The organism is Streptomyces adelaidensis (assembly GCF_016598475.1).
GTDB classification, from domain to species: domain Bacteria; phylum Actinomycetota; class Actinomycetes; order Streptomycetales; family Streptomycetaceae; genus Streptomyces; species Streptomyces adelaidensis.
The window spans coordinates 14,709-36,573 of the sequence record NZ_JAEMUX010000065.1; the positions used below are offsets into that span (position 1 = coordinate 14,709).

At 71.5% G+C, this 21,865-nt stretch carries 23 protein-coding genes; 19 read left to right on the forward strand and 4 right to left on the reverse strand.

Annotated features, from left to right (window positions below):
- The first annotated feature begins 3 nt into the window (after positions 1 to 3).
- The gene (locus I8N67_RS29720; protein WP_200307316.1) at positions 4 to 609 is read left to right on the forward strand and encodes a snapalysin family zinc-dependent metalloprotease; all 606 of its coding nucleotides are present in this window, start codon (positions 4 to 6) and stop codon (positions 607 to 609) included.
- A 64-nt stretch (positions 610 to 673) separates the two neighbouring features.
- On the opposite strand, the gene I8N67_RS29725 is transcribed toward I8N67_RS29720, so the two are convergent.
- Positions 674 to 883, reverse strand: coding sequence for a DUF397 domain-containing protein (locus tag I8N67_RS29725; RefSeq protein WP_200307317.1), 210 nt, complete (start codon positions 881 to 883; stop codon positions 674 to 676).
- Entirely contained in the window at positions 876 to 1,670 is a 795-nt protein-coding gene (locus I8N67_RS29730; RefSeq protein ID WP_200307318.1) for a helix-turn-helix domain-containing protein, read from the reverse strand. Before I8N67_RS29730 ends, I8N67_RS29725 begins: the two co-directional genes overlap by 8 nt.
- A 168-nt stretch (positions 1,671 to 1,838) precedes the next feature.
- Here I8N67_RS29730 and I8N67_RS29735 point away from each other — a divergent pair, with 168 nt between their 5' ends.
- The 4 genes from I8N67_RS29735 to I8N67_RS29750 all read left to right on the forward strand — a co-directional run bounded on the left by I8N67_RS29735 (position 1,839) and on the right by I8N67_RS29750 (position 4,771).
- The gene (locus I8N67_RS29735) at positions 1,839 to 2,072 is read left to right on the forward strand and encodes a hypothetical protein (protein WP_200307319.1); all 234 of its coding nucleotides are present in this window, start codon (positions 1,839 to 1,841) and stop codon (positions 2,070 to 2,072) included.
- Positions 2,063 to 2,449, forward strand: a complete 387-nt coding sequence (locus I8N67_RS29740; protein WP_200307320.1) for a hypothetical protein — start codon at positions 2,063 to 2,065, stop codon at positions 2,447 to 2,449. Before I8N67_RS29735 ends, I8N67_RS29740 begins: the two co-directional genes overlap by 10 nt.
- Before the next feature lie 207 nt (positions 2,450 to 2,656).
- A complete protein-coding gene (locus tag I8N67_RS29745) occupies positions 2,657 to 3,637 on the forward strand; it encodes a serine hydrolase (protein ID WP_372443823.1) in 981 nt (326 codons plus the stop codon).
- Between the two features lie 84 nt (positions 3,638 to 3,721).
- Positions 3,722 to 4,771 (forward strand): esterase-like activity of phytase family protein, encoded by a 1,050-nt coding sequence (locus tag I8N67_RS29750; protein WP_200307321.1) that lies wholly within the window; start codon positions 3,722 to 3,724, stop codon positions 4,769 to 4,771.
- Positions 4,772 to 4,798: 27 nt separating this feature from the next.
- Here I8N67_RS29750 and I8N67_RS29755 read toward each other — a convergent pair whose 3' ends face one another.
- Positions 4,799 to 5,830, reverse strand: a complete 1,032-nt coding sequence (locus I8N67_RS29755; protein ID WP_200307322.1) for a LuxR C-terminal-related transcriptional regulator — start codon at positions 5,828 to 5,830, stop codon at positions 4,799 to 4,801.
- Between the two features lie 149 nt (positions 5,831 to 5,979).
- On the opposite strand from I8N67_RS29755, the gene I8N67_RS29760 reads away from it, so the two are divergent.
- The 12 genes from I8N67_RS29760 to I8N67_RS29815 all read left to right on the forward strand — a co-directional run bounded on the left by I8N67_RS29760 (position 5,980) and on the right by I8N67_RS29815 (position 18,590).
- Positions 5,980 to 6,117, forward strand: coding sequence for a hypothetical protein (locus tag I8N67_RS29760; protein ID WP_200307323.1), 138 nt, complete (start codon positions 5,980 to 5,982; stop codon positions 6,115 to 6,117).
- 303 nt (positions 6,118 to 6,420) lie between these two features.
- On the forward strand, positions 6,421 to 6,609 hold the full coding sequence (locus tag I8N67_RS29765; protein WP_200307324.1) for a lysine biosynthesis protein LysW: 189 nt from the start codon (positions 6,421 to 6,423) through the stop codon (positions 6,607 to 6,609).
- Positions 6,606 to 7,478 (forward strand): RimK family alpha-L-glutamate ligase, encoded by an 873-nt coding sequence (locus tag I8N67_RS29770; protein ID WP_200307325.1) that lies wholly within the window; start codon positions 6,606 to 6,608, stop codon positions 7,476 to 7,478. The genes I8N67_RS29765 and I8N67_RS29770 overlap by 4 nt, the downstream gene beginning before the upstream one ends.
- A 178-nt stretch (positions 7,479 to 7,656) precedes the next feature.
- Positions 7,657 to 8,298, forward strand: coding sequence for a degT/DnrJ/EryC1/StrS aminotransferase (locus I8N67_RS29775; protein WP_200307326.1), 642 nt, complete (start codon positions 7,657 to 7,659; stop codon positions 8,296 to 8,298).
- Positions 8,295 to 9,614, forward strand: coding sequence for a DegT/DnrJ/EryC1/StrS aminotransferase family protein (locus tag I8N67_RS29780; protein WP_200307327.1), 1,320 nt, complete (start codon positions 8,295 to 8,297; stop codon positions 9,612 to 9,614). The genes I8N67_RS29775 and I8N67_RS29780 overlap by 4 nt, the downstream gene beginning before the upstream one ends.
- On the forward strand, positions 9,607 to 10,710 hold the full coding sequence (gene argC / locus I8N67_RS29785; protein WP_234046508.1) for an N-acetyl-gamma-glutamyl-phosphate reductase: 1,104 nt from the start codon (positions 9,607 to 9,609) through the stop codon (positions 10,708 to 10,710). The genes I8N67_RS29780 and argC overlap by 8 nt, the downstream gene beginning before the upstream one ends.
- Positions 10,707 to 12,713, forward strand: a complete 2,007-nt coding sequence (locus I8N67_RS29790) for a M20/M25/M40 family metallo-hydrolase (RefSeq protein ID WP_307835410.1) — start codon at positions 10,707 to 10,709, stop codon at positions 12,711 to 12,713. Before argC ends, I8N67_RS29790 begins: the two co-directional genes overlap by 4 nt.
- The gene (locus I8N67_RS29795) at positions 12,710 to 13,531 is read left to right on the forward strand and encodes a thiamine pyrophosphate-binding protein (RefSeq protein WP_200307328.1); all 822 of its coding nucleotides are present in this window, start codon (positions 12,710 to 12,712) and stop codon (positions 13,529 to 13,531) included. The genes I8N67_RS29790 and I8N67_RS29795 overlap by 4 nt, the downstream gene beginning before the upstream one ends.
- Positions 13,528 to 14,730, forward strand: a complete 1,203-nt coding sequence (locus tag I8N67_RS29800; protein WP_234046509.1) for a transketolase family protein — start codon at positions 13,528 to 13,530, stop codon at positions 14,728 to 14,730. The genes I8N67_RS29795 and I8N67_RS29800 overlap by 4 nt, the downstream gene beginning before the upstream one ends.
- 46 nt (positions 14,731 to 14,776) lie before the next feature.
- Positions 14,777 to 16,030, forward strand: a complete 1,254-nt coding sequence (locus tag I8N67_RS29805; RefSeq protein ID WP_200307329.1) for an ATP-grasp domain-containing protein — start codon at positions 14,777 to 14,779, stop codon at positions 16,028 to 16,030.
- The gene (locus I8N67_RS29810) at positions 16,027 to 17,358 is read left to right on the forward strand and encodes an amidohydrolase family protein (protein ID WP_200307330.1); all 1,332 of its coding nucleotides are present in this window, start codon (positions 16,027 to 16,029) and stop codon (positions 17,356 to 17,358) included. Before I8N67_RS29805 ends, I8N67_RS29810 begins: the two co-directional genes overlap by 4 nt.
- Positions 17,355 to 18,590 (forward strand): MFS transporter, encoded by a 1,236-nt coding sequence (locus tag I8N67_RS29815; protein WP_200307331.1) that lies wholly within the window; start codon positions 17,355 to 17,357, stop codon positions 18,588 to 18,590. The genes I8N67_RS29810 and I8N67_RS29815 overlap by 4 nt, the downstream gene beginning before the upstream one ends.
- Before the next feature lie 90 nt (positions 18,591 to 18,680).
- Here the strand turns inward: I8N67_RS29815 and I8N67_RS29820 are convergent, their stop codons facing one another.
- A complete protein-coding gene (locus I8N67_RS29820) occupies positions 18,681 to 19,328 on the reverse strand; it encodes a class I SAM-dependent methyltransferase (protein WP_200307345.1) in 648 nt (215 codons plus the stop codon).
- Positions 19,329 to 19,615: 287 nt separating this feature from the next.
- On the opposite strand from I8N67_RS29820, the gene pgm reads away from it, so the two are divergent.
- Together pgm and I8N67_RS29830 are read left to right on the forward strand one after the other, a co-directional pair.
- Positions 19,616 to 21,256, forward strand: coding sequence for a phosphoglucomutase (alpha-D-glucose-1,6-bisphosphate-dependent) (pgm, locus tag I8N67_RS29825; protein WP_200307332.1), 1,641 nt, complete (start codon positions 19,616 to 19,618; stop codon positions 21,254 to 21,256).
- Between the two features lie 22 nt (positions 21,257 to 21,278).
- Positions 21,279 to 21,860 (forward strand): hypothetical protein, encoded by a 582-nt coding sequence (locus I8N67_RS29830; RefSeq protein ID WP_200307333.1) that lies wholly within the window; start codon positions 21,279 to 21,281, stop codon positions 21,858 to 21,860.
- Positions 21,861 to 21,865: the final 5 nt, after the last annotated feature.

Genomic DNA, 21,865 nt, shown 5'->3' on the forward strand with positions numbered 1-21,865 from the left:
CCCATGTACTCCCAGCACTCCCGGTACTCCCGCACGTTCGTCCATGGCTTCACCGCCGCCCTCACGGTGGCGGCGCTCAGCCTGGTCGGCGGCCAGGCCTACGCTGCCGCGCCGGACCCGGGTGAGCGACAGCAGCCGCTCGCCGCCCGCGTCGTCACCTACGACGCCGGTGCGTCGGCGGAGTTCAAGGCCGCTGTCGATCGGGGCGCGGCGATCTGGAACGAGAGCGTGGACGCCTTGGAACTGCGACCGGTGGCCGCCGGGCAGCGCGCCAACATCCGGATCGTGGCCGACAACGGCTGGCCCCGGGCCCTGACCACCTCTCTCGGCAACGGCACGGTCTACATGGGACGCCAGGCCGTCGACGAGGGCTACAACACGATCCGTATCGCGTCGCACGAACTCGGCCACATCCTCGGCCTGCCGGACCGCAAGCCCGGCCCCTGCACCAGCCTGATGTCGGGCTCCAGCGCGGGCGTCTCCTGCACGAACCCCAACCCGAACGCGGCCGAGAAGTCGGAGGTCGAGGGCAACTTCGGCGCCATCACCGGACTGGTCGGTACGGCGCCGGGCGCGCGGGTCGCGCGTGGCGTGGTGATCGTGGACTGATGCCGTGTCCCGGGGCCCGGCGTCACAGTCGGGCCCCGGGGGGCGTTCGTCTCGGCCGTTCCACTCACCGCGCTTTCACGGCCGCGACGAACAGGGTCCAGCTGGGCGATGAGATGAGCAGGGCGGGGCCGTGGGGGGTTTTGGAGTCGCGGACGGGGACGCCCGCGGGGTGGCGGTCGATGACTTCGAGGCAGCTGTCGGGGTTGCTTGAGCTGTACGAGGACTTGCGCCAGCCGGTGAGGGTGGCGGCGTCGGGGATGGTGTGTTCAGTCATGGTGTCCGTAGTCCTTTGCTGTGGTCCGCAGCAGGGCGATTGACTCCCTGAGTGACATCGCGTCGCTCAGTGCGAGAGCGTAGAGGTCTTCGAGTCGCTTGACGACAGTGGGCGTGTCGTGGAGTTTTCCCATGTTCAGGCCCTCGCCGTAGCCCACCGGCGGCTGGTCCTCGAACGTCATGAGCGTCAACATGCCCTGCATGAGCGGGTGGAGGCCGACTTCGAAGGGCAGTACGTGGACGCGTACCCGACCGTTCTCCGCCAGGCGGGCCAGGTGCATGAGCTGCTCCGCCATCACCTCCGCGCTGCCCATGGGGCGACGTAGCACCGCCTCGTCCAGCAACGTCCAGACCGCGGGTGTCACTGGATCGTCCAGGAGTCTCGCGCGCTCAAGGCGTGTGCCAACGCGCCTGTCACATTCTTCTTCACTCACGGGAGGGAAGACCTTGCTCAGAACCGCACGCGCGTACCCCTTCGTCTGAAGAATCCCCGGTACGAACGCACTGGCGAACTCCCTGATCGTCGCTGCCTGTTGTTCGAGCAGCCGCACTGCCTCGAAGTAGTCCGAGACCACCACGTCGTCCTGCGGCAAGAAGCTGCTCAGCACATCCCCCGTGTTCAGGGCCCTGTCCAGCCGCCGTGCGTCCTCCTTCGACGGCACCCGGCGCCCCGCCTCGATGTGCGCGACGTGCGAACGCGTCATGACCGCCATCTCGGCCAACTGCTGCTGTGTCAGCCCCGCCGCTCCACGTTGTTGCTTGAGCCAATCGCCGTAAATCGTGCCCATCGCGCCACTCCCTTGTGACAAATGCGCTGTCACCAGCTACCCCCTGGCGAGACCAGCCCGGCCTGTCTCACCCTGTGAGTGCATCGCTACACAAAGCAAACCCCCGCGACCGTCGCACCGGTCCGGGGGCGTGGTCATGAATCGCTACACAGGAACGGATTCGACGACATGGGCAACCGTATCGCCCGCTTCTTCAAGTCGCGGCGGAAACGCCTGATTTCGGGCCCGACCGTGCATCATCTCGGGTCCCGCCCGGCGAGGGCGGAGAACGGCACGTTGGCGGTCGCGGCGGCCAACGCGCTGGCGCGGCCGTGGCTCGCCCCGGGGCACGAGCCCGGATACCGCCTCCAAGAGGCCCGGCGGCACGCGCTGTTCCTGCTGGAGAGGGAGCGGTGGACGTGAGCGGGGCGCGGCTGCTGCCCTGGGTGGGAGCGGGCGGCAAGCGGTGCTATCTGGTGGGCGACGGCGCGGGCTACGTCTCCCGGCTGGCCGACGACATCGAGAGCGTCCAGCTCGGCATGGCGGGCGAACTCCTCTCTCACGCGGCCGACATACTCGCCGACCGCCGGGTGACCCCCGCGCAACTCCGCTTCCTGCTGGCCCGGATGAGCGAGTCGCTGACCGACGTACAGCGGATCGCGGTGAGCCGGGGCGGGCGTCTGTCCGCGTCCGTCGGTGAAGGTGAAGGTGAAGGTGAAGGGGCGGGCGGCGAGGACGGCCCCGGCGACGACCTCGACGACTTCGGCCGCCTCGGCTACTCCCCGGCTTCGGAGCCGTGATCGCGGGCCGGGGTGAAGCCTGTCGCCAGATCCGGCACCTCTTCCCGTTCCCCGTGAGGCCCCTGTAGGGCGCTTCGGGACTCTGTTTCTTCACCTACCTCACACCCCCAAGAAGGGAACACACGTACAACTATCGACCATCCTCGCGAGTCGACTGAGATGGATGCGCCAGTGGCGCGTTCTCGTCACTCACAGGGGGAAGCGTTCATGACTCACCGGAGAGCCCGGATATCCCGCACGTCCAGAGGGACGCGGGTGCTCGCCGCGGGGATCGGGGCCGGGATGGTCGTGCCGTTGGCGGTCGCGTTCGCGCCGGCCGCGGTGGCCGCGGGGCCGCAGGTCAGTTGTACTTCGGCGCAGGCGGGGCTGGCGCAGAAGTTGCAGAAGGACATCACGACGGCGCTGGCGAAGCGGAAGGGGACGGTGGCGGTCGGGCTGTACGACCGGACCACGAAGACCACCTGCACCCTGCGGGGCGACACCGCCTTCGACTCGGCCAGCATCGTGAAGGTGACCGTGCTCGCGGCGCTGCTGTGGGACGCGAAGAAGAAGGGGCGGTATCTCACCGATCGTGAGACCAAGCTCGCCACCGCCATGATCACCAAGTCGGACAACGCCTCCACCAGCACCCTGTGGAAGCAGCTCGGCCTGACGAAGATCAAGGGGTTCCTCGCCGCCGCCAAGATGACCCAGACCAAGCCGGGCGCGAACAACTACTGGGGGCTCACCCGGATCACCGTCCGGGACGAGCAGCGGCTGCTCGCGCTGCTCACCGCGAAGAACAGCGTCCTGAGCGACAACGGCCGCGCCTACGTCCTCAAGCTCATGAACAAGGTGGTCGCCGCCCAGCGCTGGGGGACCCCGGCCGGCGCGCCGTCCACCGTGAAGGTGCACGTCAAGAACGGGTGGCTGTCCCGCGCCACGCACGGCTGGCGGGTGCACAGCGTCGGTACGTTCAACGGCGGCGGCCGGGACTACACGATCACCGTCCTCAGCCACGGCAACCCCGACATGAAGTACGGCGTGAACACCATCCAGGGCGTCGCCAAGGCCATCCACAAGGATCTCGTGCCCGTCGCGAAGAGCGCCTCGGCTTCGTCGAGCGTGCAGCGGTACGTGCCCACCGGCCGGCCCCAGGAGGCGACCGTGCCCGTGCCGGAGGCCGGTGCCGGTGTCGGGGTCCGGTAGCGGCAGCGCAGCAGCTGCGGCTGATATCCGGACGTTCACGGCGAGGCCATCTCCGTAGCACCCGCGTCGTCCTACCGTGACGCCATGCCTCTCAGAACCCTCCTCGCGACCCTGACCGCCGGCCTGGCGGCGGCCACCACCACCCTCGCCGCCGCCGGGCCGGTTCACGCCGACTCACCGCGAAAGCGGGCCTGTTCGGCGTCCGTGTCGATCGACCGGTACTCCGACGCCCTCGACAAGACGACGTACGAAGACACCTTCGTCGGGAACTTCTCCGGCCTCGCCGTCGACCGCGACGGCTCGCTCCTCGCCGTCTCCGACCGGTCCTCCCTCTTCACCCTCGACCGCCGCACCCTCCGGCCGACGGGCGTCGTCCCGCTCGCCACGGAGACCGGCGCCGCGCTCGACTCGGAGGCGCTGGTCGTCGACCGGGACGGCACCCGGCTCATCACCTCGGAGACCGAGCCGACCGTACGGCGGTACGACCGGCAGGGGCGGATCCTGGGCAGCCTTCCCGTACCCGGCTCGCTGAAGGTCGCCCCGGCCGGGCGGGCCGTCTCCAACCAGACCTTCGAGGGGCTCACCCTCCTGCCCGGCGGGCGCACCCTGCTCGCCTCGATGGAGGGGGCCCTCGCCGGGGACACGGCCGGTGTCGTCCGCTTCCAGACCTGGCGACGGCACGGCGGCGGAGGGGACTTCGGGCTCTCCACCCAGTACGGCTACCGCACCGACACCGGGCTCGGCGTCGTCGAGGTGGCGGGCCTCCCGGGCGGGCGGCTGCTCGTGCTGGAGCGCGGCTTCACCGCCGGGGTCGGCAACACGGTCCGCCTCTACCTCGCCGAGACGGGCCGTGCGACGGACACCAGCCACGTCGAGACCCTGACCGGCGAGGAGGGCGGCATACGGCTCGTCCGCAAGACGCTCCTCGCCGACCTCGTGCACTGCCCCACCCTCGGTGCCACCGCCGAGCAGCCCCAGCCGAACCCGCTGCTCGACAACATCGAGGGCATGACCGTCACCGGGCAGGGGCGAAACCGGGGGACCGGGCGGCTCGACGTACTCCTCGTCAGCGACGACAACCAGAACGCCGTACAGACGACGCGGTTCTACTCCCTGCGGGTCCGGCTCCCCTGACCTCGGGATCTCCCGACCCGGCCCGGTTCACGTCGTCCGCCCCTCACAGTCGTGGTCGCAGTCGCAGTCGCCCGAGGTGCCGTCCTCCAGCAGGTCGCTCTTCGCGGTGAGATAGGCGAGCTGGGCGCGGCTGTTGCTGCCGAGCAGGTCGCTGACCTTCTTGAGGTGGCTGGCGACGGTACGGGTGCTGATGCCGAGCCGGCTGGCGATGGCCGCGTCGGTGTAGCCGTCGACCATGAGGCGCAGGACGTGGAGCCGGGTCTCGTCGGTGAGGAGCGGGGGGCGTTGCTGGTCGTGCTCGTAGACGACCGGCTTCGCCCGCTCCCAGGCGTACTCGAAGGCGGAGACCAGGAAGTGCACGACGCCGGAGTCGGTGACCTTGAGGGCGTGGGTGCCGTGGTCCTTGCCCATGTCGGGGATGAAGGCGACGGCACGGTCGCAGATGATCATCCGGTCGAAGACCTCGTCGACGGTACGCACCTCGACGCCCAGCTCGGTGACCTGCTTGATGTAGTCGAGGGTGGGGCCGTGGGCGCGGACGGTGTGCTGGTACAGGGTGCGTTGCTTCACGCCCTTGCGGTGCGCCTCCAGCGTGCGCGGTAGCGCCTTGACCAGCACCTCTTCGGGCCGCTTGCCGCCGGGGTGGGCGGTGAGCAGCTCGTTCCTGGTGTTCTGGATCGCCTCGTCCAGCGCGGCGGTGATCGCCGGCGCCGGGGTGAGCCGCTGGGAGGACTCGCTCTCCTTGCGGCGCGCGGTGCGGTAGACGCTCTCCGCCTGGGACAGCGACGCCCGTACGGCGGCCAGGGACTGCTGCTGCTCCAGGATCAGCCGCTCCATCGGGTACGCCAGCGCCGCGGTCGCCACCGAGGGCGGGATCGGCACCATCGCCTCCGGGTCGTCCACCGCGGGGGCCACGAGCCCGAACGTGCTCACACACCCGGGCGCCTCCGCCCGCGGCGCCCTCCCCGCCAGCAGGGCGGTGCGATAGAACTCGATCCCCGCACCGCACACCTCCGTATGGGCCTCGGGGCCCCCGCCTATGTCGGCATCGCCGCACATGTCATCCCCCTTCAGATTCCTGCAGTGCACGATCATGACCCCTTCAATCGCTTCCGGCAACCGGTGGCTCACGGCATGCTCTTCGTATGGACACCGGCGAAGAGCTGGAAGTCCGGAAATTCTTCTGGGGGGAATGAGAAATGAAGTACATGCGCAGACTTGCCGGGGCACTCGCGTTTGTCGCCGCCGCGGTGCTGACCCTTTCTGTCGCCGCCGAGACCGCCGAGCGCACCACCGTCGCCCACGCCCAGGCGTCCAACGCCCCGGGCGACCCCGGCTGGCCCTGACCCGCCCGGACCGGCCGGCGCCCCTCCCGCGTAAAGCCCGTGCAAAAAGCGCGGCCCGGGTGAACCCACCTGACGAAACGTCAGTCTGGTGCCGGAGCGGGGGAGTTCGCGAGCGGAACGCCGGCCGGTCGAAAGTCGATCGCAAACGGATCGCAAACACTTCACTGACGGATCGCTGACCGGAATCCGTCCGGCCGGATCGATGTTCAGCCGAGGTTCCATCGATGTCCGGTGAATTCCGCATGCCGGTTTATGGGTTCCGGCGTGTCGGTTTCACATTAAACCAACTAAGGAGTTCGAGGAATGACCACCGCCATTGCCGCACCGAAGTGCCTGGTGTGCGACACCGAATTCGAGGTCCAGGCGGACTGGGAAAAGGGTGAGATCACCGAGTGCACGGCCTGCGGCCAGGAGCACGAGGTCGTGGAGAAGAACGCCGCCGTGGTACGGCTTGATCTCGCCCCCGAGGTGGAAGAGGACTGGGGCGAGTGACGGCCTCTGATCAGGTCCTGCTCTCGGTCACGATGCTGCGGCCCGAGGAGAAACTCCTCCTCGGGGCGTTGCGGGCCGAGGGGCTGACGGCTCGTCCGTTGCTGATGGAGGATCTGGCGGAGGTGGTGGCGGGCCGCAGCGGCCCGCCCGCCCTCGCCGTGATCCGGAACCTGTCCCACCGGGATGCCATCAACGTCTCCCGGCGGCTGGAGTACGCCGGCGTGAGCGCCCTCAACCGGTCCTCCGTCATCGAGGTGTGCAACGACAAGGGGCTGCAGTCGCTGCTCTTCGCCCGCCACGGCATTCCGCATCCGGTCACCCGGCATGCCTTCAGCTACGACCAAGTGCGGTCCGCCGTCGGTGAGTTGGGGATGCCGGCCGTCGTCAAGCCCGTCAGCGGGTCGTGGGGGCGGGGGGTCACCAAGATGGCCAACGCGGAGTGTGTCGAGGCGTGGGCCGGGGGGCGGGAGTCCGCGGACGCCACGGGGAAGCTGTTTCCCGTCGTGGTGCAGGAGTATGTCGACAAGCCGGGGCATGACCTGCGGGTCGTGGTCGTCGGGCGGACGCCCGTGGTGGCGATTCAGCGGGTCTCCGAGGACTGGCGGACCAACACGCATCTCGGGGCGAGTGTGCGGCGCGTCGAGGTGACTGCCGAGATCGACAAGTTGTGCGGGCAGGTCGTGGATGCGCTGGGGCCCGGGTTCTACGGGGTCGATCTGGTGGAGGACCGGTCCACCGGGGAGCTGCTCGTCCTTGAGGTGAACGCCAATCCGGAGTTCGCCAAGTCGTCGGAGCGGCACGGGGTGGATGTGGCGGGGCTGTACGCGGCGTATGTGGCCGAGCAGTTGGGTGTGGGCGCCGCCGTCTAGCCGACGGGTGTCTCCTCGCCCCCGCCGCCCCTACCCGTCCCATCCCCAGGGGCGGCGGCCCCCCTTCACCCCCGCCACGGGGCTCCGCCCCGGACCCCGCCAGGGGCTGCGCCCCCTGGACTCCCGCTGGATTTCCGCCCCCTTCCATCCCAGACCTCTCAGAAAGGCCCGACACTCCATGCAACTGTTCGACACCGCCACCGTGCTCACCCGCGTCCTCACCTCGGGCGTGGTCATGAGCATCGAGAAGAGTGACCGGGAGCTGCCCGGTCTCGAACGACTGCTCAGCAAGAAGACGCGGCGGAGCAAAGCCGTGCTGCTCAACAGCCGTACGGGTGCGATACACGCCGCGCTGGCCGGTCAGGGGATCGGGCACGGGGACAGCGTCGCGCTCGCCGAACCCGACGCGGAGACCGCCGCGTTCCTGGCCTGGCTGGGCGTGCGGGTGACGTCGTACGAGGGGCCGACGGCGTACGACCACATCGCGCTGGACGAGGCGAACGCCGACCGGCTCGGCGAGCTGGCCGCGGGGGCCACGGCGCCGGCGCTGGTGGTGGACCTGACGGGGCTGGGCTTCGGGCCGGCCGCCGCGGTGCTCACCGACGACCCGCGCCTGTGGGCCCGCGCCGAGCGGCTGAAGATCTTCGGCGCCTACGACCTGCGGACGATGTGGACGCAGGAGGAGGCCGACGCCGACCTCGTGCCCGGAGTGCAGTTCAACTACCGGCTCAGCCCCCTGGTCGCCGCCTGTGTGCGGATGGCCCTGACCCAGGCGGCACAGCACCGACCCGCCGTGACCTCCGGAGCGACCCAGTCATGATCACCGACTTCCCGAACTCGCCGCTGCCGCTGCCGAATCCGGCGGACGTCGAGGACGAGCTCGCCGCCCTCGGAGGCGGCGAGATGATCCCCAAGGCGATGCGCCGCACGCTCTTCCCGGTCATCACCAAGGAAGACGTGTTCAACCTGATGCTCGCGCAGCGGCAGGCGCCCGAGAAGGTCGTCGCCGACTTCGCCGAGGCCTACCGGGCCTATGTGGGCGCCGGGTTCGCGCTGCCCACGGCCAGCGGTACGTCCAGTCTGCACATGGCGCTCGTCGGCGCCGGGGTGCGGCCGGGCGACGAGGTCGTCGTGCCGGCGTTCACGTTCATCGCCACCGCCCAGGCGGTCGTCGCGGCCCACGCCATCCCCGTGTTCGTCGACGTCGACCCGGTCACGTACTGCATGGACCCGGCCGCCGCGGCGGCCGCGATCACCGACCGGACCCGCGCGCTCATGCCGGTCCACGTGCACGGGCTGCCCGCCGACGTCCCCGCGCTGCGCGCCCTCGCCGACCGGCACGGCATCGCCCTCGTCGAGGACGCCTCGCACGCCCACTCCGCGAAGATCGGCGACCGGGTCGCCGGCTCGTTCGGCGACGCGGCCGGGCAGAGCCTGATGGCCGACAAGAACTTCCCGCTCGGCGGGGAGGGCGGCATCGCCTTCTTCGCCACGGAGGAGGCGTACGAGCGGGCCGTCGGCTATCTCGCCCGCCACGGCATCGACTACGGGATGTCCTGGGTCGCCGCCGCGTTCGGCAGCAGCCAGCTCAAGCGCCTGCCGTACTACGACGAGATCCGCGCCCGTAACGCCGCCCTGCTCGGCGAAGTACTGGGCGGAACCGGGCTGTTCACACCGCCGCAGGTGCCGGACGGACACGTCCACGCGTACAACATGTACCGGATCGGACTGCACCCCGAGGCCGTCGGGCTCGACGACCTTCCCGTGTACGCCGTCAAGGAGGCCGTGCACGAGCTGCTGGTCGCGGAGGGGGTGCCGGCGCGCGAGTGGCAGAACACGCCGATCCCCTGCCATCTGCCCTTCCAGCACCGCGACGGGTTCGGCAACGGCTATCCGTTCAGCCTCAACCCCGCCGCCGTGCGCGACCACCGGCCCGAGGACTTCCCCGTCACCCTCGGCATGCTCGACTCCACCCTCGTCCTCTGCCGCGAGCTGCGCTCCCCGGTCGAGTACGAGCGGATCCTGCGCTACGCCGACGCCTTCCGCAAGGTCGCCCGCCGTCCGGACGCCATCCGCAAGCTCGTCGACGAGCGCGACTACGTACGGCCGTACGAGAAGGCGGCCCGCCTTGGCTGACATCGACCACCTCACAGGCAACAAGGTCCTTGCGAACGAGAAGATCCGCGTCGCCGTCGTCGGCGCCAGCGGGTACACCGGCGGCGAGGTCATCCGGCTGCTCCTTGAGCATCCGCACGTCGAACTCGCCTTCCTGTCCGCCGAACGGTCGGCCGGCGCCGCCATCGGCACCGTCCATCCCTGGCTGCGCAACCACCCGAAGGCGGGCGGGCTGAAGTTCCGGCCGCTGGCCGAGCTGGCGGACATCGACGCCGTCGACGTCGCCTTCGGCTGCCTGCCCACCGGCGCGCTGCCCGAGCGGCTGCCGCTGATCGCGGCCCACGCCAAGCGGGTGCTGAACCTGGGCGGCGACTACCGGCTGCGCGCCGAGTCCGAGGTGCGTACGCACTACCCGAAGACCGCCGAGCATCCGCCGCTGGAGGACTTCGCCTACTACGTACCGGAGTTGAGCCCCGAGGTGCCGGACGGGCGGTTCGTGAACCTGCCCGGCTGCATGGCGGTCACCACGATCTACGCCCTGTACCCGCTGTTCGCCGGCGCCGGCCGCACCGAGCCGCTGGCCACCGACCGGGTCGTCGTCGACGCCAAGACCGGCTCCACCGGCGGCGGCCGCGGCAGCAACGAGCCGCCGGCCGAGCGCACCGGCAACTTCCGGGTCCACAAGCTGTACGGGCACCGGCACGCGCCCGAGGTCCGGCAGGCCATCGCCGACTTCACCGGCGCGGCCGTCGACCTCAGGTTCTCCACCCACAGCCTGGACGTGGCCCGGGGCATCATGGTCACCGCGTACGCCGAACTCCGCGAGGGCGTCACCTCGTTGGACGTCAAGCGGGCCTACGCCAAGGCGTACGTCGGCAAGCCGTTCGTACGGGTCCGGCCCGCGCCCAAGGCGCCGCAGGACTTCCCGATGCTCAAGGCGGTCGTCGGCTCGAACGTCGCCGAGGTCGCCATCGCGGTCCAGGGCGGCCAGGTCGTCGCCGTCGCCGCCCTCGACAACCTCATCAAGGGCGCCGCCGGACAGGCGATCCAGGCGATGAACCTGATCAGCGGCTTCGACGAGACGGCCGGCCTGCCGACGACGGCGGTGTCGCCGTGACGACGCAGATCGAACGACCGACGACGCGGGCCTCCGCCGCCGGCCCCACCAGGGCCAGGGTTCCGGCCGTGCCTTCCGCCACGGCCACGGCCGCGGCCATGGACACCGTCCCCGCCGCCGTCACGCGACCCAAGCCCGTCTTCAGGTCCACCCGCCCCCTGTACGTCATCAAGGCCGGCAGCGCCACCCTCGACCGGGGCGCCATCCACAAGGAGCTCGCGGACCTGGTGGCCCGTGGCGCACGCGTGCTGCTCGTCGCGGGCGGTGCCACCGGGATCGAACGGCACTACGCCGCCATCGACCGGCCCATGCCCCAACTGCGGCTGGTCGGCGGCGACTCGGTGCGCTACTGCCCACCGGAGGAGATGGCCCACCTGGTCGACGCCTACGAGCGGGTCACCCTGCCCGCCGTCGAGCGGGAGCTGTGGGCGCTCGGGCTGAGCGTGTTCACCTCGGTCGCGGCGCGCGGCGGCCTGGTCACCGGCAAGGCCAACCGGCCGCTGAAGGCGGTCTCCGCGGGGGGCCGGACCCTGGTCGTACGCGACCACCGGGCCGGCGTGCCGACGGACGTGGACACCGAGGGGCTGACCGCGCTGCTGGAGGCGTACGACGTGGTGTGTCTGTCGCCGCCGGTCGCCGATCCGGCCGGCGGTGCGCCGCTCAACGTGGACGCCGACGTGCTCGCCGCCGTCCTGACCGGGGCGCTCGGCGCGGACCATCTGCGCCTGGTCACCGGCACCGCAGGGCTGCTGAGCGACCCGGCCGACCCGGACTCGACGCTGTACGACGTCTATCCGGGCGAGGGCGCGAAGTACGCGGGCGGCAGGATGCGGCAGAAGGTGCGGGCCGCCGAGATCGCCATGCGGGACAGCGGCGCGGACGTCGCCATCACCGGCCCGCACACGATGAGCCTGCCGTCCGGCTGGACCCGGTTCTGGCGTACGAAGGAGCCCGCGGCCGACCTCGGTCTGCTCACCCGGGTGGCCTGCGTGCCGTCGGTCTCGCGCGACGAGGCCGAACTCGCCGCCTACCTGGCCGAATGGTGCCGGGAGCGCGGCATGGACGCCCATGTCGACGAGGCGGGCAACCTGGTCGCCGTACGCGGTTGCGGGCCGCGCCGGCTGCTGCTCCTCGGGCACCTCGACACGGTCCCGCACCACTGGCCGGCCGAGTGGCGGGGCGGTGAGCTGTGGGCCCGGGGCAGCGTCGACGCCAAGGGCAGCCTCGCGAACTTCCTGGAGGTGCTCGCCCACGCGGACATCCCCGAGGACGGGCAACTGCGTGTGGTCGGCGCGGTCGAGGAGGAGATTTCCTCCTCCAAGGGCGCCTTCCACGCCCGTGACCGGTACCCGGCCGACGCCGTCGTCATCGGCGAGCCCAGCGGCTCGCAGACCCTGACCCTCGGCTACTTCGGGCTGTTCAAGCTCCGGGTGACCGCATCGGTGCCCAGCGGCCACTCGGCCGGGATGGACGCCGTGTCCGCGCCGGACCACCTGATCGAGGTCCTCGCCCGCATCCGGGCCGCGGTGCTCGCCGAGGCGCCGGACGCGCTCAGCGCGGTCATCGACGTCCAGGTGGAGAACGGACGGGCTCACTCCACCGCCACCGGGATTCTCAACTTCCGGGTGCCGCCCAAGGCCGACGTCGAGGTGCTCAAGGCCGCCGCGCTCGGACACGTCGGCGACGACGTGCGCGTCGAGGTGCTGCGCGCCACCCCCGGGCACGCCGGCGGCCGGTCCAGTGCCCTGGTCAAGGTCTTCACCCGGGCCTTCGCACAGGCCGGGATCAGGCCCCGCTTCGTGGTGAAGAAGGGCACGTCCGACATGAACACGCTGGCCACCACCTGGCACGACGTCCCGATGGTGGCGTACGGACCCGGCGACTCTTCCCTGGACCACACCGACGAGGAACGCATCGACCCCATGGAGTACCGCACCGCACGCTCCCTGCTCGCCGACGCCGTCAACCGGTGGTTCGCGCTGCCCGAGGGGAGCCGGCGATGACCATCACCCTCGAAGCGCCTCCTCACGACGACGAGATCGTGGCCACCCTCACCGAACGGGCCGTCCAGGCACGCCGGTTGGTGGTCGACATGGCGGCGAGCCCGCGCGGCTGCCACCTCGGCGGCAGCCTCTCCGTCCTCGACATCCTGATCGCCGCGCTGCACCGCGCGGCCGCCGACGACGGCACCGAGGTCGTCCTCAGCAAGGGCCACGCCGCCGCCGGGCTCTACGCCGCCCTGCACGTCAGCGGCATCCTGCCGGAGAACCCGGCCCCGCTGTACGGCCTCGCCGGCCACCCCTACACCGGCCACCCCGGCCCCAAGGTCCCCGGCGTCCGCTTCCCCACCGGCAGCCTCGGCCACGGCGTCCCGTACGCCGCCGGCTGGGCGCTCTCGCAGAAGCTGCGCGGCCGTCCCGGTGCGCTCGGCATCGCCGTCGCCGGTGACGGCGAGCTGCAGGAGGGCCTGGTCTGGGAGACCTGCCAGGTCGCCGCCGCACAGGAGCTGGGCAACTTCGTGCTCGTCGTGGACCGCAACGGCGGCCAGAACGACGGCATGGTCGCCGACATCTCGCCGCTGCCCGGGCTCGCCGCCCGCTTCACCGCGTTCGGCTTCGACACCACGGAGATCGACGGCCACGACCTGGCCGCCCTCACCGACCTCCTGACCGAGGACCGCTCGACCGCCCGCAAACCCCTCGCCGTCATCGCCGACACCGTCAAGGGCAAGGGCGTACGAGCCGTCGAGGGCAAGCCCGGCTCCCACTACGTGACCATCGACGAGGCGCGCGCCGCCAAGTGGAAGCGGGGCATCCGATGACCACCACCGACGACCGCGCGGTAACCACCCCGGACACCACCCTCTCCGGCCGCGACGCCTACCGGGACGAGCTGCCGAAGGATGTCGCGGGCGGGCGGCCCGAGGCCGGCACGGGGACGCACCCCGTCGCCCCCGCCGGCGAGCGGCCCGAGGCCCCCGCCGGCGAGCGCCGGGCGCCCGTGGCGGGCACCGTGCCCGCCACGGACGAGCGCCGGACGGCCACGACGGCCACCGCACCCCTCCCAGACGAGCGACCGGTGACCCTCTCCGGCCGCGACGCCTACCGGGACGAGCTGACCCGGCTCGCCGCCTCCGACGACACGATCGTCTGCCTGGAGGCGGACCTGGGCGGCAAGGGACACCCCTTCCAGGCCGCCCACCCGGAGCGTTTCCTCAACCTCGGGATCGCCGAGGGCGCGATGGTGGACATGGCGGCGGGGCTGGCGGCCGGCGGTCACAAGCCGTTCGTCAGCACCTTCGCCCCGTTCGCCGCGCTGCGCGCCGCCGAGAGCCTGAAGCTGACCCTCGGCTATCTGGCCGCCGGGGTCACGGTCGTCGCGCCGTACGCCGGTGTCTCCGGTGCCTGGTTCGGGACCACGCACCACTGCCTGGAGGACCTGGCGATCCTGCGCAGCGTGCCGGGCGTGACCATCGCGGCCCCGTACGGCGACGCCGAGATGCGCGCGGTGGTGCGGGAGGCCGCCCGCTCCGGGCGCCCGCACTACATCCGCACCGGGCGCAACGCCACGTACGAGTCGCTCGCCCCGCTCGGCGACGAACTCCCCCTGGTCAACTGGGAGTTCAGGGCCGGTGACCGAGAGGGCCGGGAGGGCTGGGACGCCGTCTGTCTCGTCTCCGTCGGCGAGGAAGGCACCCGGCTCGCCCTCGCCGCCCGGCGGGCCGCCCCCGGCACCGCCCACGCGCACCTGGTCTACCTGGACCACGAGCACCTGACCGGGGCGGCGGCCGAACTGGCCCGCCACCACTCCCGGTTCGTGGTCGTCGAGGAGCACCGGGGCCAGGGCGGAGTCGCCGAGGCGCTCGCGCTGCTGCTGCCGGCCTGCGAGGTCAGGTCGGTGAGCGCCGACCGGAGCTGGCCCTCACAGGGCGGCGACCACGAGGAGGTCATGGCCGCGCTGGGCCTGGACCTGCCCGCCGTACTCGACGCCCTCGACGCATTCGCCCGCACCACGAGCTGATCACACCCCAACTCGCCCCATCCACAAGCCAGTCAAGGAGCCCGACGTGCACATCCTCATGATCGAATGCAACCCCAACGGCATGGCCGGCATCGCCAACGCCCTCGACCTCGGCCACGACGTCACCCTCGTCTCGGTCGACCCCGACTTCTACCTCGCCGTCTCCCCGCTCACCGAGGCCGCCTACGCGCACCCCAACTGCCACGTCATCAAGAGCGAGCAGGCCTTCTCCATCGAGGAGCTGACGGCCCTGGCGCGCGAACTGCACGCCGAGCGCCCGGTGCACGGGGTGACCACGTACAGCGAGTACCACACCGTCCACACCGCGGCCGTCGCCGAGGCGCTGGGCCTGCCCGGGATGAGCGTCGACGGCGCCCGCAACGCCCGGCACAAGCACCTCACCCGGCTGACGCTCGACGGCCGGGGCATCCGCCAGCCGCGCTTCGCCCACGTCTTGGACCCCACGAAGGTCGAGGCGGCCGTCCGCGAGATCGGCTTCCCCTGCGTGGTGAAGCCGTCCGACGGCACCGCCAGCCTGCACGTCCTGCACCTCAAGGACGAGGACGACCTGACCACGTACCTCGCCGAGCTCGCGGAGGTCGTCGACTACGGGCGCGGCGTCGTACGCATCCCCGACATCCTGATCGAGGAGTTCGTCACCGGCGAGCTGATCTCGGTGGAGTCCTGCGTGCTCGGCAAGGGCGACATCGTCAACCTCGGGCTGACCGACCGCCCGCTCAGCGGCTTCCCGCACTTCATCGAGATGGGCGCCACGTACTTCAGCGGACACCCGCTCCAGGACGAGCTGTTCGCGATGACGACGAAGGTCCTCGAAGAGCTGGGCGTCGACTTCGGCTTCATCCACACCGAGTTCCTGCTCGGCCCGGACGGCCCGGTGCTGTGCGAGGTCAACGGACGCCTCATCGGCGGCATCGTGCCGAGCCTGATGCAGATCAGCTCCGGCGTGGACGCCTACCTGGAGGTCATCCGCCAGGCCCTGGGCGAGCGCCCCGAACTGCCCTTCCCGGGCGAGACCACGGCGGGCGGCCACTGGTTCGGCTCCCCGGTCGCCGGCACGGTCGAGTCCATCGGCTTCGACGGCCTGACGGACCTGCCCGGCTTCCACAGCGCCCTCGCCTACAAGAAGCCCGGCGTCGAGGTCAGCCGCCTCTCCAAGAGCAACTTCGACTGGATCGGCCACATCATCTTCACCGGCGCCGACCGCGACGAGGTCAACAAGCGCAACGAAGAGGCCCTGGACGCCATCGACCTCCGGCTGAAGGTCGAGGTGGCCCGATGAGCTCCGCTCCACCGCGGCGGGAGCTGCGCGGGGTGGCCGTCCCCGCCCTCGACCCCGAGGCGGCGTACGACGTCACGAGCGAGGACGGCGTCTTCACCGCGTTCGCCCCGGCGGGCCCCCGCCGGGGCGACGAGCCCGAGCTCTGGCCCGGCTACACCGAGACCCACGCCCATGTCTCGCTCCCCGCGAACTGGGACGACACGGTCGAGGACCCCCGGATCGTGGCCCTCCAGTACCTGTACCACGGGGTCACCCACGTGGTGGACATGTTCGGTTTCCCGCTGGCCGCCGACGCCTGGGCGGCCGGCCGGGAGGCCTCCCCGTGGCCGTACCCGGAGATCGCGCACTGCGGCTACGCGGTGACGGCGACGACGGACACGGCCGGCCGCACCGGCCACGGAGTGGAGTTCCCGGCCCCGGTGCACATGCTCGCCGTCGAGTCCGACCTCGACCACGCGCTGCGCGCCAACGCCGAACGCGGCGGCACCTTCCTCAAGGTGATGTTCACCGACGGCACCGAACAGCCGGGCAGCCCGGTCCGCTTCTCCCGCCTCTCCGAGCACGTCCTGCGCTTCACCGCCCGCATGGCCGCCGAACGCGGCGTCACGGCGGTCATCGACTGCAACACCCTCCAGGAGACCCGCTGGGCGTACGAGTGCGGCTTCCGCCTCTTCGCCCACACCGTGCGCGACCGCACCCTCGACGAGGCCGACTGGAAGGAGTTCGAGGGAGCCCGCTTCGTCTCCACGCTCGCCGGACTCCGCCCGATGATCATGACGGGCGAGGAGTTCCTCACCGAGTACGGCCGCGAGGGTTTCGCCGAGACCCAGGACGTCCGCAACCTCGACTTCGTCAAGGGCATCGAGAAGCCGTACGGCATCGAGTACGGCGTCCAGGAGACCCGCACCGCCGCCCTCGGCGACATGCGGCGCAACGCCCTGGCCGCGCTGGGCCGGGGCGACCTGCTCGTCGGCACCGACTCGGGCAACACCGGCGCCTACCACGGCTATTCGCTGCTCAGCGAGCTGGACCTGCTGCGCGGCGAGGACGCCTCCTGGGACGTACCGCTGCGCCACCAGGCCACGGTCGGCGGCCGCCGCTACTTCGACGAGCTGAGCGGCACCACGTCGGGGGCGCACCCGCTGCGCCCCGGCGGCGTGGCCACGTACAACCTCCTGCACCCGTCCACCCCCACCCGCCCCCTCTCGGCCCTGCCCGTACGGACCGTCGTCCGGGGCACGGACATCGACCGCCCGGCCCTGGCCCGCGAGATAGCGGCCCTGCGCGCCACCCATGCTGTGACTGATCTGAAGGGAATCGCCGCGTGAGCACCGAACGCAGGCGGGCACTGATCGGCGTCAACGCCGGTATCTTCCTCGCCCACATCGGGAACTTCATCTGGTTCCCCGTCCTCGTCGCCTCCCTCGGCGGCACCGACAGCGGCTTCTGGGCCGGCGTCGTGATGTGCATGACGTACGTCGGCCGACTGGCCGCCACCTTCTTCTACGAGGGGGTCGCCGCCCGGATCGGCATCCGGGGCGCGGTGTTCGCGGGCACCGCGATGGAAGCGGTGGCACTGTTCCTGATGGGCTTCGGCGACGGCGTCCTCGTCTACTCCGCGCTCGCCTTCTTCATCGGCCTGGGCTCAGGCACCGCCTTCCCGGGCCTGAAGAACATCCTCGTCTCCTACCCCGACGACGAGCGCCCGAAGGCCTTCTCCACCTTCCAGATGTCCGCCCAGGTGGGCCTCTTCGGCGGCGCGCTGGCCGGCGGCCTCCTCGCGGACGTGAACCTCCGCACCCTCTTCTCCGTCGTCTTCGCCATCTTCATCGGCTTCTGCCTGGCGTCCTCGGCGTTCATCCCGAGGGACGGCTTCGGGGAGCCGCCGTCCGCCGGGGCGACCAGGCCCGCGCTGGTCAGTACGGCGGTCTTCAAGGGCATCGAGGTCCGCGGCGCCACCCGCTACTTCCTCCTCTCCGCCGTCTTCTGGTTCCTCTCCATCGGCTTCATGGTCGGCATCCCGCTGCACATGAAGGAGTACGCGTCCGGCTGGGCCCCCTCCTCGCCGTTCTGGATCACCGGCCTGACCGTCCTGGTCCTGCAGTACCCGCTGTTCAAGTTCCTGATCAAGCACCTGCGCCCCGGCGCGGTGATGGCGCTGGGCCTGGCCGGCATGACGGTCGCCTTCACCGCCTTCGGCGCGGGCCGCACGGCCCCCTGGGTGATCGTCGGCTGCCTCACGGTCGTCCTGGGCGAGATCCTCTTCGTCCCGTCCTTCGACATCTGGGTCGCCCGCAAGGTCCTCGCCGACCGCCTCGCCAAGGCCATGGGCGCCATGCACTTCTTCCGCAGCGCCGGCAACATGGTCGGCTCCCTGCTGGCGGGCGCGCTGTTCGACCTGGCGCTGTCCTGGGACGTCCCCGGCGCGAACTGGTACATCGCGGCGGTGATCGCCGCCGGCTGCGCGTTCATCTGCTTGCTCAGCAAGGACGAGAGCGTGAACGAGGAGCCGGCGGCCGCCGCCGAGGAGGAGGAGGAGCGGGCTGAGGCCGCGGCGTAGGCCCCGGGACGTTCCTCGGGTGGGTTGGCGGGTGCGGGTTGGTCGTGGTCGCTCGCGCGGTTCCCCGCGCCCCTCCTGCCCGCGTCGGGCTCAGCGCCCCGTCTCGTCCCTGCGGCAGTGCAGGAAGAGGTGGGGCTCGGGCGCGGCGTCGGGGTGGTTCGGGGTGAAGACGTTGCTGTGGTGGGTGAGGACGGTCAGGCCGGCCGCCTGTGCCATGGCGGTGAAGCCCTCCTCGGCGAAGCTCGTCGCGCGGACGGGTTGGCCCATGAAGACCACGTCGGCGCCCTCCACGTCCGCGGGCACGGTGGCCAGCACCAGATGCCCGCCGGGCTTCAGGGCCAGGGTCAGCCGCCGGGTCAGAGCCGACTGCTCGGCGCGGGTCATCTGCAGCAGGGAGAAGAACACGCACACGCCGTCGAGCGAGTCCGGCTCAAGCGGAAGATCCCGGATGTCGGCGCGGCGGAACTCGGCCTCGGGGACCTGGCGGGTGGCGAGTTCGACCATGACGGGGGAGATGTCGACGCCCAGTACCGAGTGCCCGGCCGCGACGAGCGCGGACGCGGTGGGCCGCCCGGTGCCGCTGCCCACGTCCAGTGTCCGCGCGGCGGGCGGCAGCCGCTCGATCAGCCACTCCAACGCGGCCAGGTGCGCGGGGGCATGGGCGAACGCCTTCTCGTAGTCGGGGCCCAGCGCGTCGAACAGCACGGCGGCGGGCGGCCGTTGGTCCTCGTGCCTCATCATGTCGCTCTCCCCTTCGCTCGCCGACCCGCATGGCCGGCCCGCATCGTCGCACCCACCGGACGCGTCCACAACGGCGTCCCGGTACGCGTCCCGGCGGGCCTGCGCATGTCCCGGCGTCCCCGTGCGCGTCCCGGCGGGCTCTGGCGCATGTCCCGCGTCCCGGTGACCCGGCGCACGTTCCGGCCGCCCGTGAGCGTCCCCGCGCCCCAGGCAGGGGAGAATGACGACCGTACCCAGTCGTACCCAGCCGTACCCAACGGTCGACCTTGCGGAGGAGCCGGGAAATGCAGAACGTGCGAGCGGGGCAGGTCGCCGGGCCCGAGGACCTCATCGATGTGGCCCGCCTGGTCACGGCGTACTACGCGCTGCACCCCGACCCGGCCGAACCGGGGCAGCGGGTGGCGTTCGGCACCTCGGGGCACCGCGGCTCGTCGTTCGCGGCGGCGTTCAACGAGGACCACATCGCGGCCACCAGCCAGGCCATCTGCGAGTACCGCGCCGCCCAGGGCACCGACGGCCCCCTCTTCCTCGGCGCCGACACCCACGCCCTGTCGGAGCCCGCCCGGATCACGGCGCTGGAGGTCTTCGCGGCCAACGACGTGACCGTCCTCATCGACGAGTCCGACGGCTACACGCCCACCCCGGCCGTCTCGCACGCCATCCTCACCCACAACCGCCGCCGCGCCTCGGCGCTCGCCGACGGAGTCGTGGTCACCCCCTCGCACAACCCGCCCGCCGACGGCGGCTTCAAGTACAACCCGCCGAGCGGCGGCCCCGCCGGATCCGAGGCGACCTCCTGGATCCAGGACCGCGCCAACGAGATCATCACCGGCGGCCTGAAGGACGTACGGCGCATCCCCTACGCCCGCGCCCTGACCGCACCCGGCACGGGCCGCCACGACTTCCTCGGCGCCTATGTGGCCGACCTGCCGAACGTGCTGGACCTGGATGCCGTCCGGTCCGCCGGAGTGCGCATCGGCGCCGATCCGCTGGGCGGCGCCTCGGTCGCCTACTGGGGCCGTATCGCCGAACAGCACCGGCTCGACCTCACGGTGGTCAATCCGCTCACCGACCCCACCTGGCGCTTCATGACGCTCGACTGGGACGGCAAGATCCGTATGGACTGCTCCTCGCCGTACGCCATGGCCTCGCTCATCGAGCGGCGCGACCGGTTCGACATCTCCACCGGCAACGACGCCGACGCCGACCGGCACGGCATCGTCACGCCGGACGGGGGCCTGATGAACCCCAACCACTATCTGGCCGTCGCGATCTCCTACCTGTTCTCCCATCGCGAGCAGTGGCCCGCCGGGGCCGGAATCGGCAAGACCCTGGTGTCGTCGAGCATGATCGACCGGGTCGCGGCGGACGTCGGCCGCCCGCTGACCGAAGTCCCCGTCGGCTTCAAGTGGTTCGTGGACGGCCTGTCCGACGGCACGCTCGGCTTCGGCGGCGAGGAGTCGGCGGGCGCGTCCTTCCTGCGCCGCGACGGCTCGGTGTGGACCACCGACAAGGACGGCATCATCCTGGCCCTGCTCGCCTCCGAGATCACGGCCGTCACGGGCAGGACCCCGTCGCAGCACTACGCCCGGCTCACCGACCGCTTCGGCGCCCCCGCCTACGCCCGCGTCGACGCCCCCGCCTCCCGCGAGGAGAAGGCCCTGCTCGCCAAGCTGTCCCCGCGCCAGGTCACCGCCGACACCCTCGCCGGCGAGCCGGTCACCACGGTCCTCACCGAGGCCCCCGGCAACGGCGCCGCCCTCGGCGGCATCAAGGTCGCCACCCCCAACGCCTGGTTCGCGGCCCGCCCCTCCGGCACCGAGGACGTCTACAAGATCTACGCCGAGTCCTTCCTCGGCCCGGACCACCTGACCCGGGTCCAGGAGGAGGCCAGGTCCGTGGTGCTGGCGGCGCTGGGCACCTGACGCGTCAAGAGAGGCACAGAAGATGGACGAGGCCGTGCTGACGGCACTGATCGCCGCCGGCGCCGCGATCGGCGGCGGAGCGCTGACCGGGGTGTTCGCCTTCGCCGCCGCCAAGCGTCAGGCCGCGGCGGCCTGGGCGGCGGGCGAGCGTCAGGCGAACGCCGCGTGGGAAGCCGGACGGCAACAGGCGGCCGCCGCCTGGGACGCCGGGCGGCTCCAGGCCACGGCCCAGCTCGACGTCGCCCGCCGTACCCTCACCGAGCAGACGCTGGCGGGCCAGCGGGCGGTGCGGCGGGCGGCGTACGTCACGTACCTGAGCCGTACCGACAGCGCCCAACAGACGCTCACGGCCTGGCGGAGCGCCATCGGCACCGCGGACGAGTCGCCGCGCCGACGGGAGTACGACGCCGCCATGGGCGCGGTCGGGGAAGCGCTCAACGTCGTACGTCTGGAAGGGCCGGACGGGGTGGCAGCGGCGGCGGAGACCCTGCGCGGCTCACTCGCCGCCACCGCTCCCGGAACCCAGCACTCCGTCGCGCAGGACGCGTTCCTGAGCGTGGCCCGAGCCGCGCTCACCCCTGTTCAGCCGGTGCCGGGCGGATAAGATCC

Bases quoted from the DNA above. Each gene is read 5' to 3' on its own strand.
- I8N67_RS29755 (WP_200307322.1), bottom strand. From the start codon at position 5,830: ATGTGCGGCGATGCCGACATAGGCGGGGGCCCCGAGGCCCATACGGAG.
- I8N67_RS29780 (WP_200307327.1), top strand. From the start codon at position 8,295: ATGATCACCGACTTCCCGAACTCGCCGCTGCCGCTGCCGAATCCGGCG.
- I8N67_RS29760 (WP_200307323.1), top strand. From the start codon at position 5,980: ATGCGCAGACTTGCCGGGGCACTCGCGTTTGTCGCCGCCGCGGTGCTG.
- I8N67_RS29775 (WP_200307326.1), top strand. From the start codon at position 7,657: ATGCAACTGTTCGACACCGCCACCGTGCTCACCCGCGTCCTCACCTCG.
- I8N67_RS29795 (WP_200307328.1), top strand. From the start codon at position 12,710: ATGACCATCACCCTCGAAGCGCCTCCTCACGACGACGAGATCGTGGCC.
- pgm (WP_200307332.1), top strand. From the start codon at position 19,616: ATGCAGAACGTGCGAGCGGGGCAGGTCGCCGGGCCCGAGGACCTCATC.
- I8N67_RS29735 (WP_200307319.1), top strand. From the start codon at position 1,839: ATGGGCAACCGTATCGCCCGCTTCTTCAAGTCGCGGCGGAAACGCCTG.
- I8N67_RS29820 (WP_200307345.1), bottom strand. From the start codon at position 19,328: ATGAGGCACGAGGACCAACGGCCGCCCGCCGCCGTGCTGTTCGACGCG.
- I8N67_RS29725 (WP_200307317.1), bottom strand. From the start codon at position 883: ATGACTGAACACACCATCCCCGACGCCGCCACCCTCACCGGCTGGCGC.
- I8N67_RS29720 (WP_200307316.1), top strand. From the start codon at position 4: ATGTACTCCCAGCACTCCCGGTACTCCCGCACGTTCGTCCATGGCTTC.
- I8N67_RS29730 (WP_200307318.1), bottom strand. From the start codon at position 1,670: ATGGGCACGATTTACGGCGATTGGCTCAAGCAACAACGTGGAGCGGCG.
- I8N67_RS29830 (WP_200307333.1), top strand. From the start codon at position 21,279: ATGGACGAGGCCGTGCTGACGGCACTGATCGCCGCCGGCGCCGCGATC.
- I8N67_RS29810 (WP_200307330.1), top strand. From the start codon at position 16,027: ATGAGCTCCGCTCCACCGCGGCGGGAGCTGCGCGGGGTGGCCGTCCCC.
- I8N67_RS29800 (WP_234046509.1), top strand. From the start codon at position 13,528: ATGACCACCACCGACGACCGCGCGGTAACCACCCCGGACACCACCCTC.
- I8N67_RS29745 (WP_372443823.1), top strand. From the start codon at position 2,657: ATGACTCACCGGAGAGCCCGGATATCCCGCACGTCCAGAGGGACGCGG.
- I8N67_RS29765 (WP_200307324.1), top strand. From the start codon at position 6,421: ATGACCACCGCCATTGCCGCACCGAAGTGCCTGGTGTGCGACACCGAA.
- I8N67_RS29750 (WP_200307321.1), top strand. From the start codon at position 3,722: ATGCCTCTCAGAACCCTCCTCGCGACCCTGACCGCCGGCCTGGCGGCG.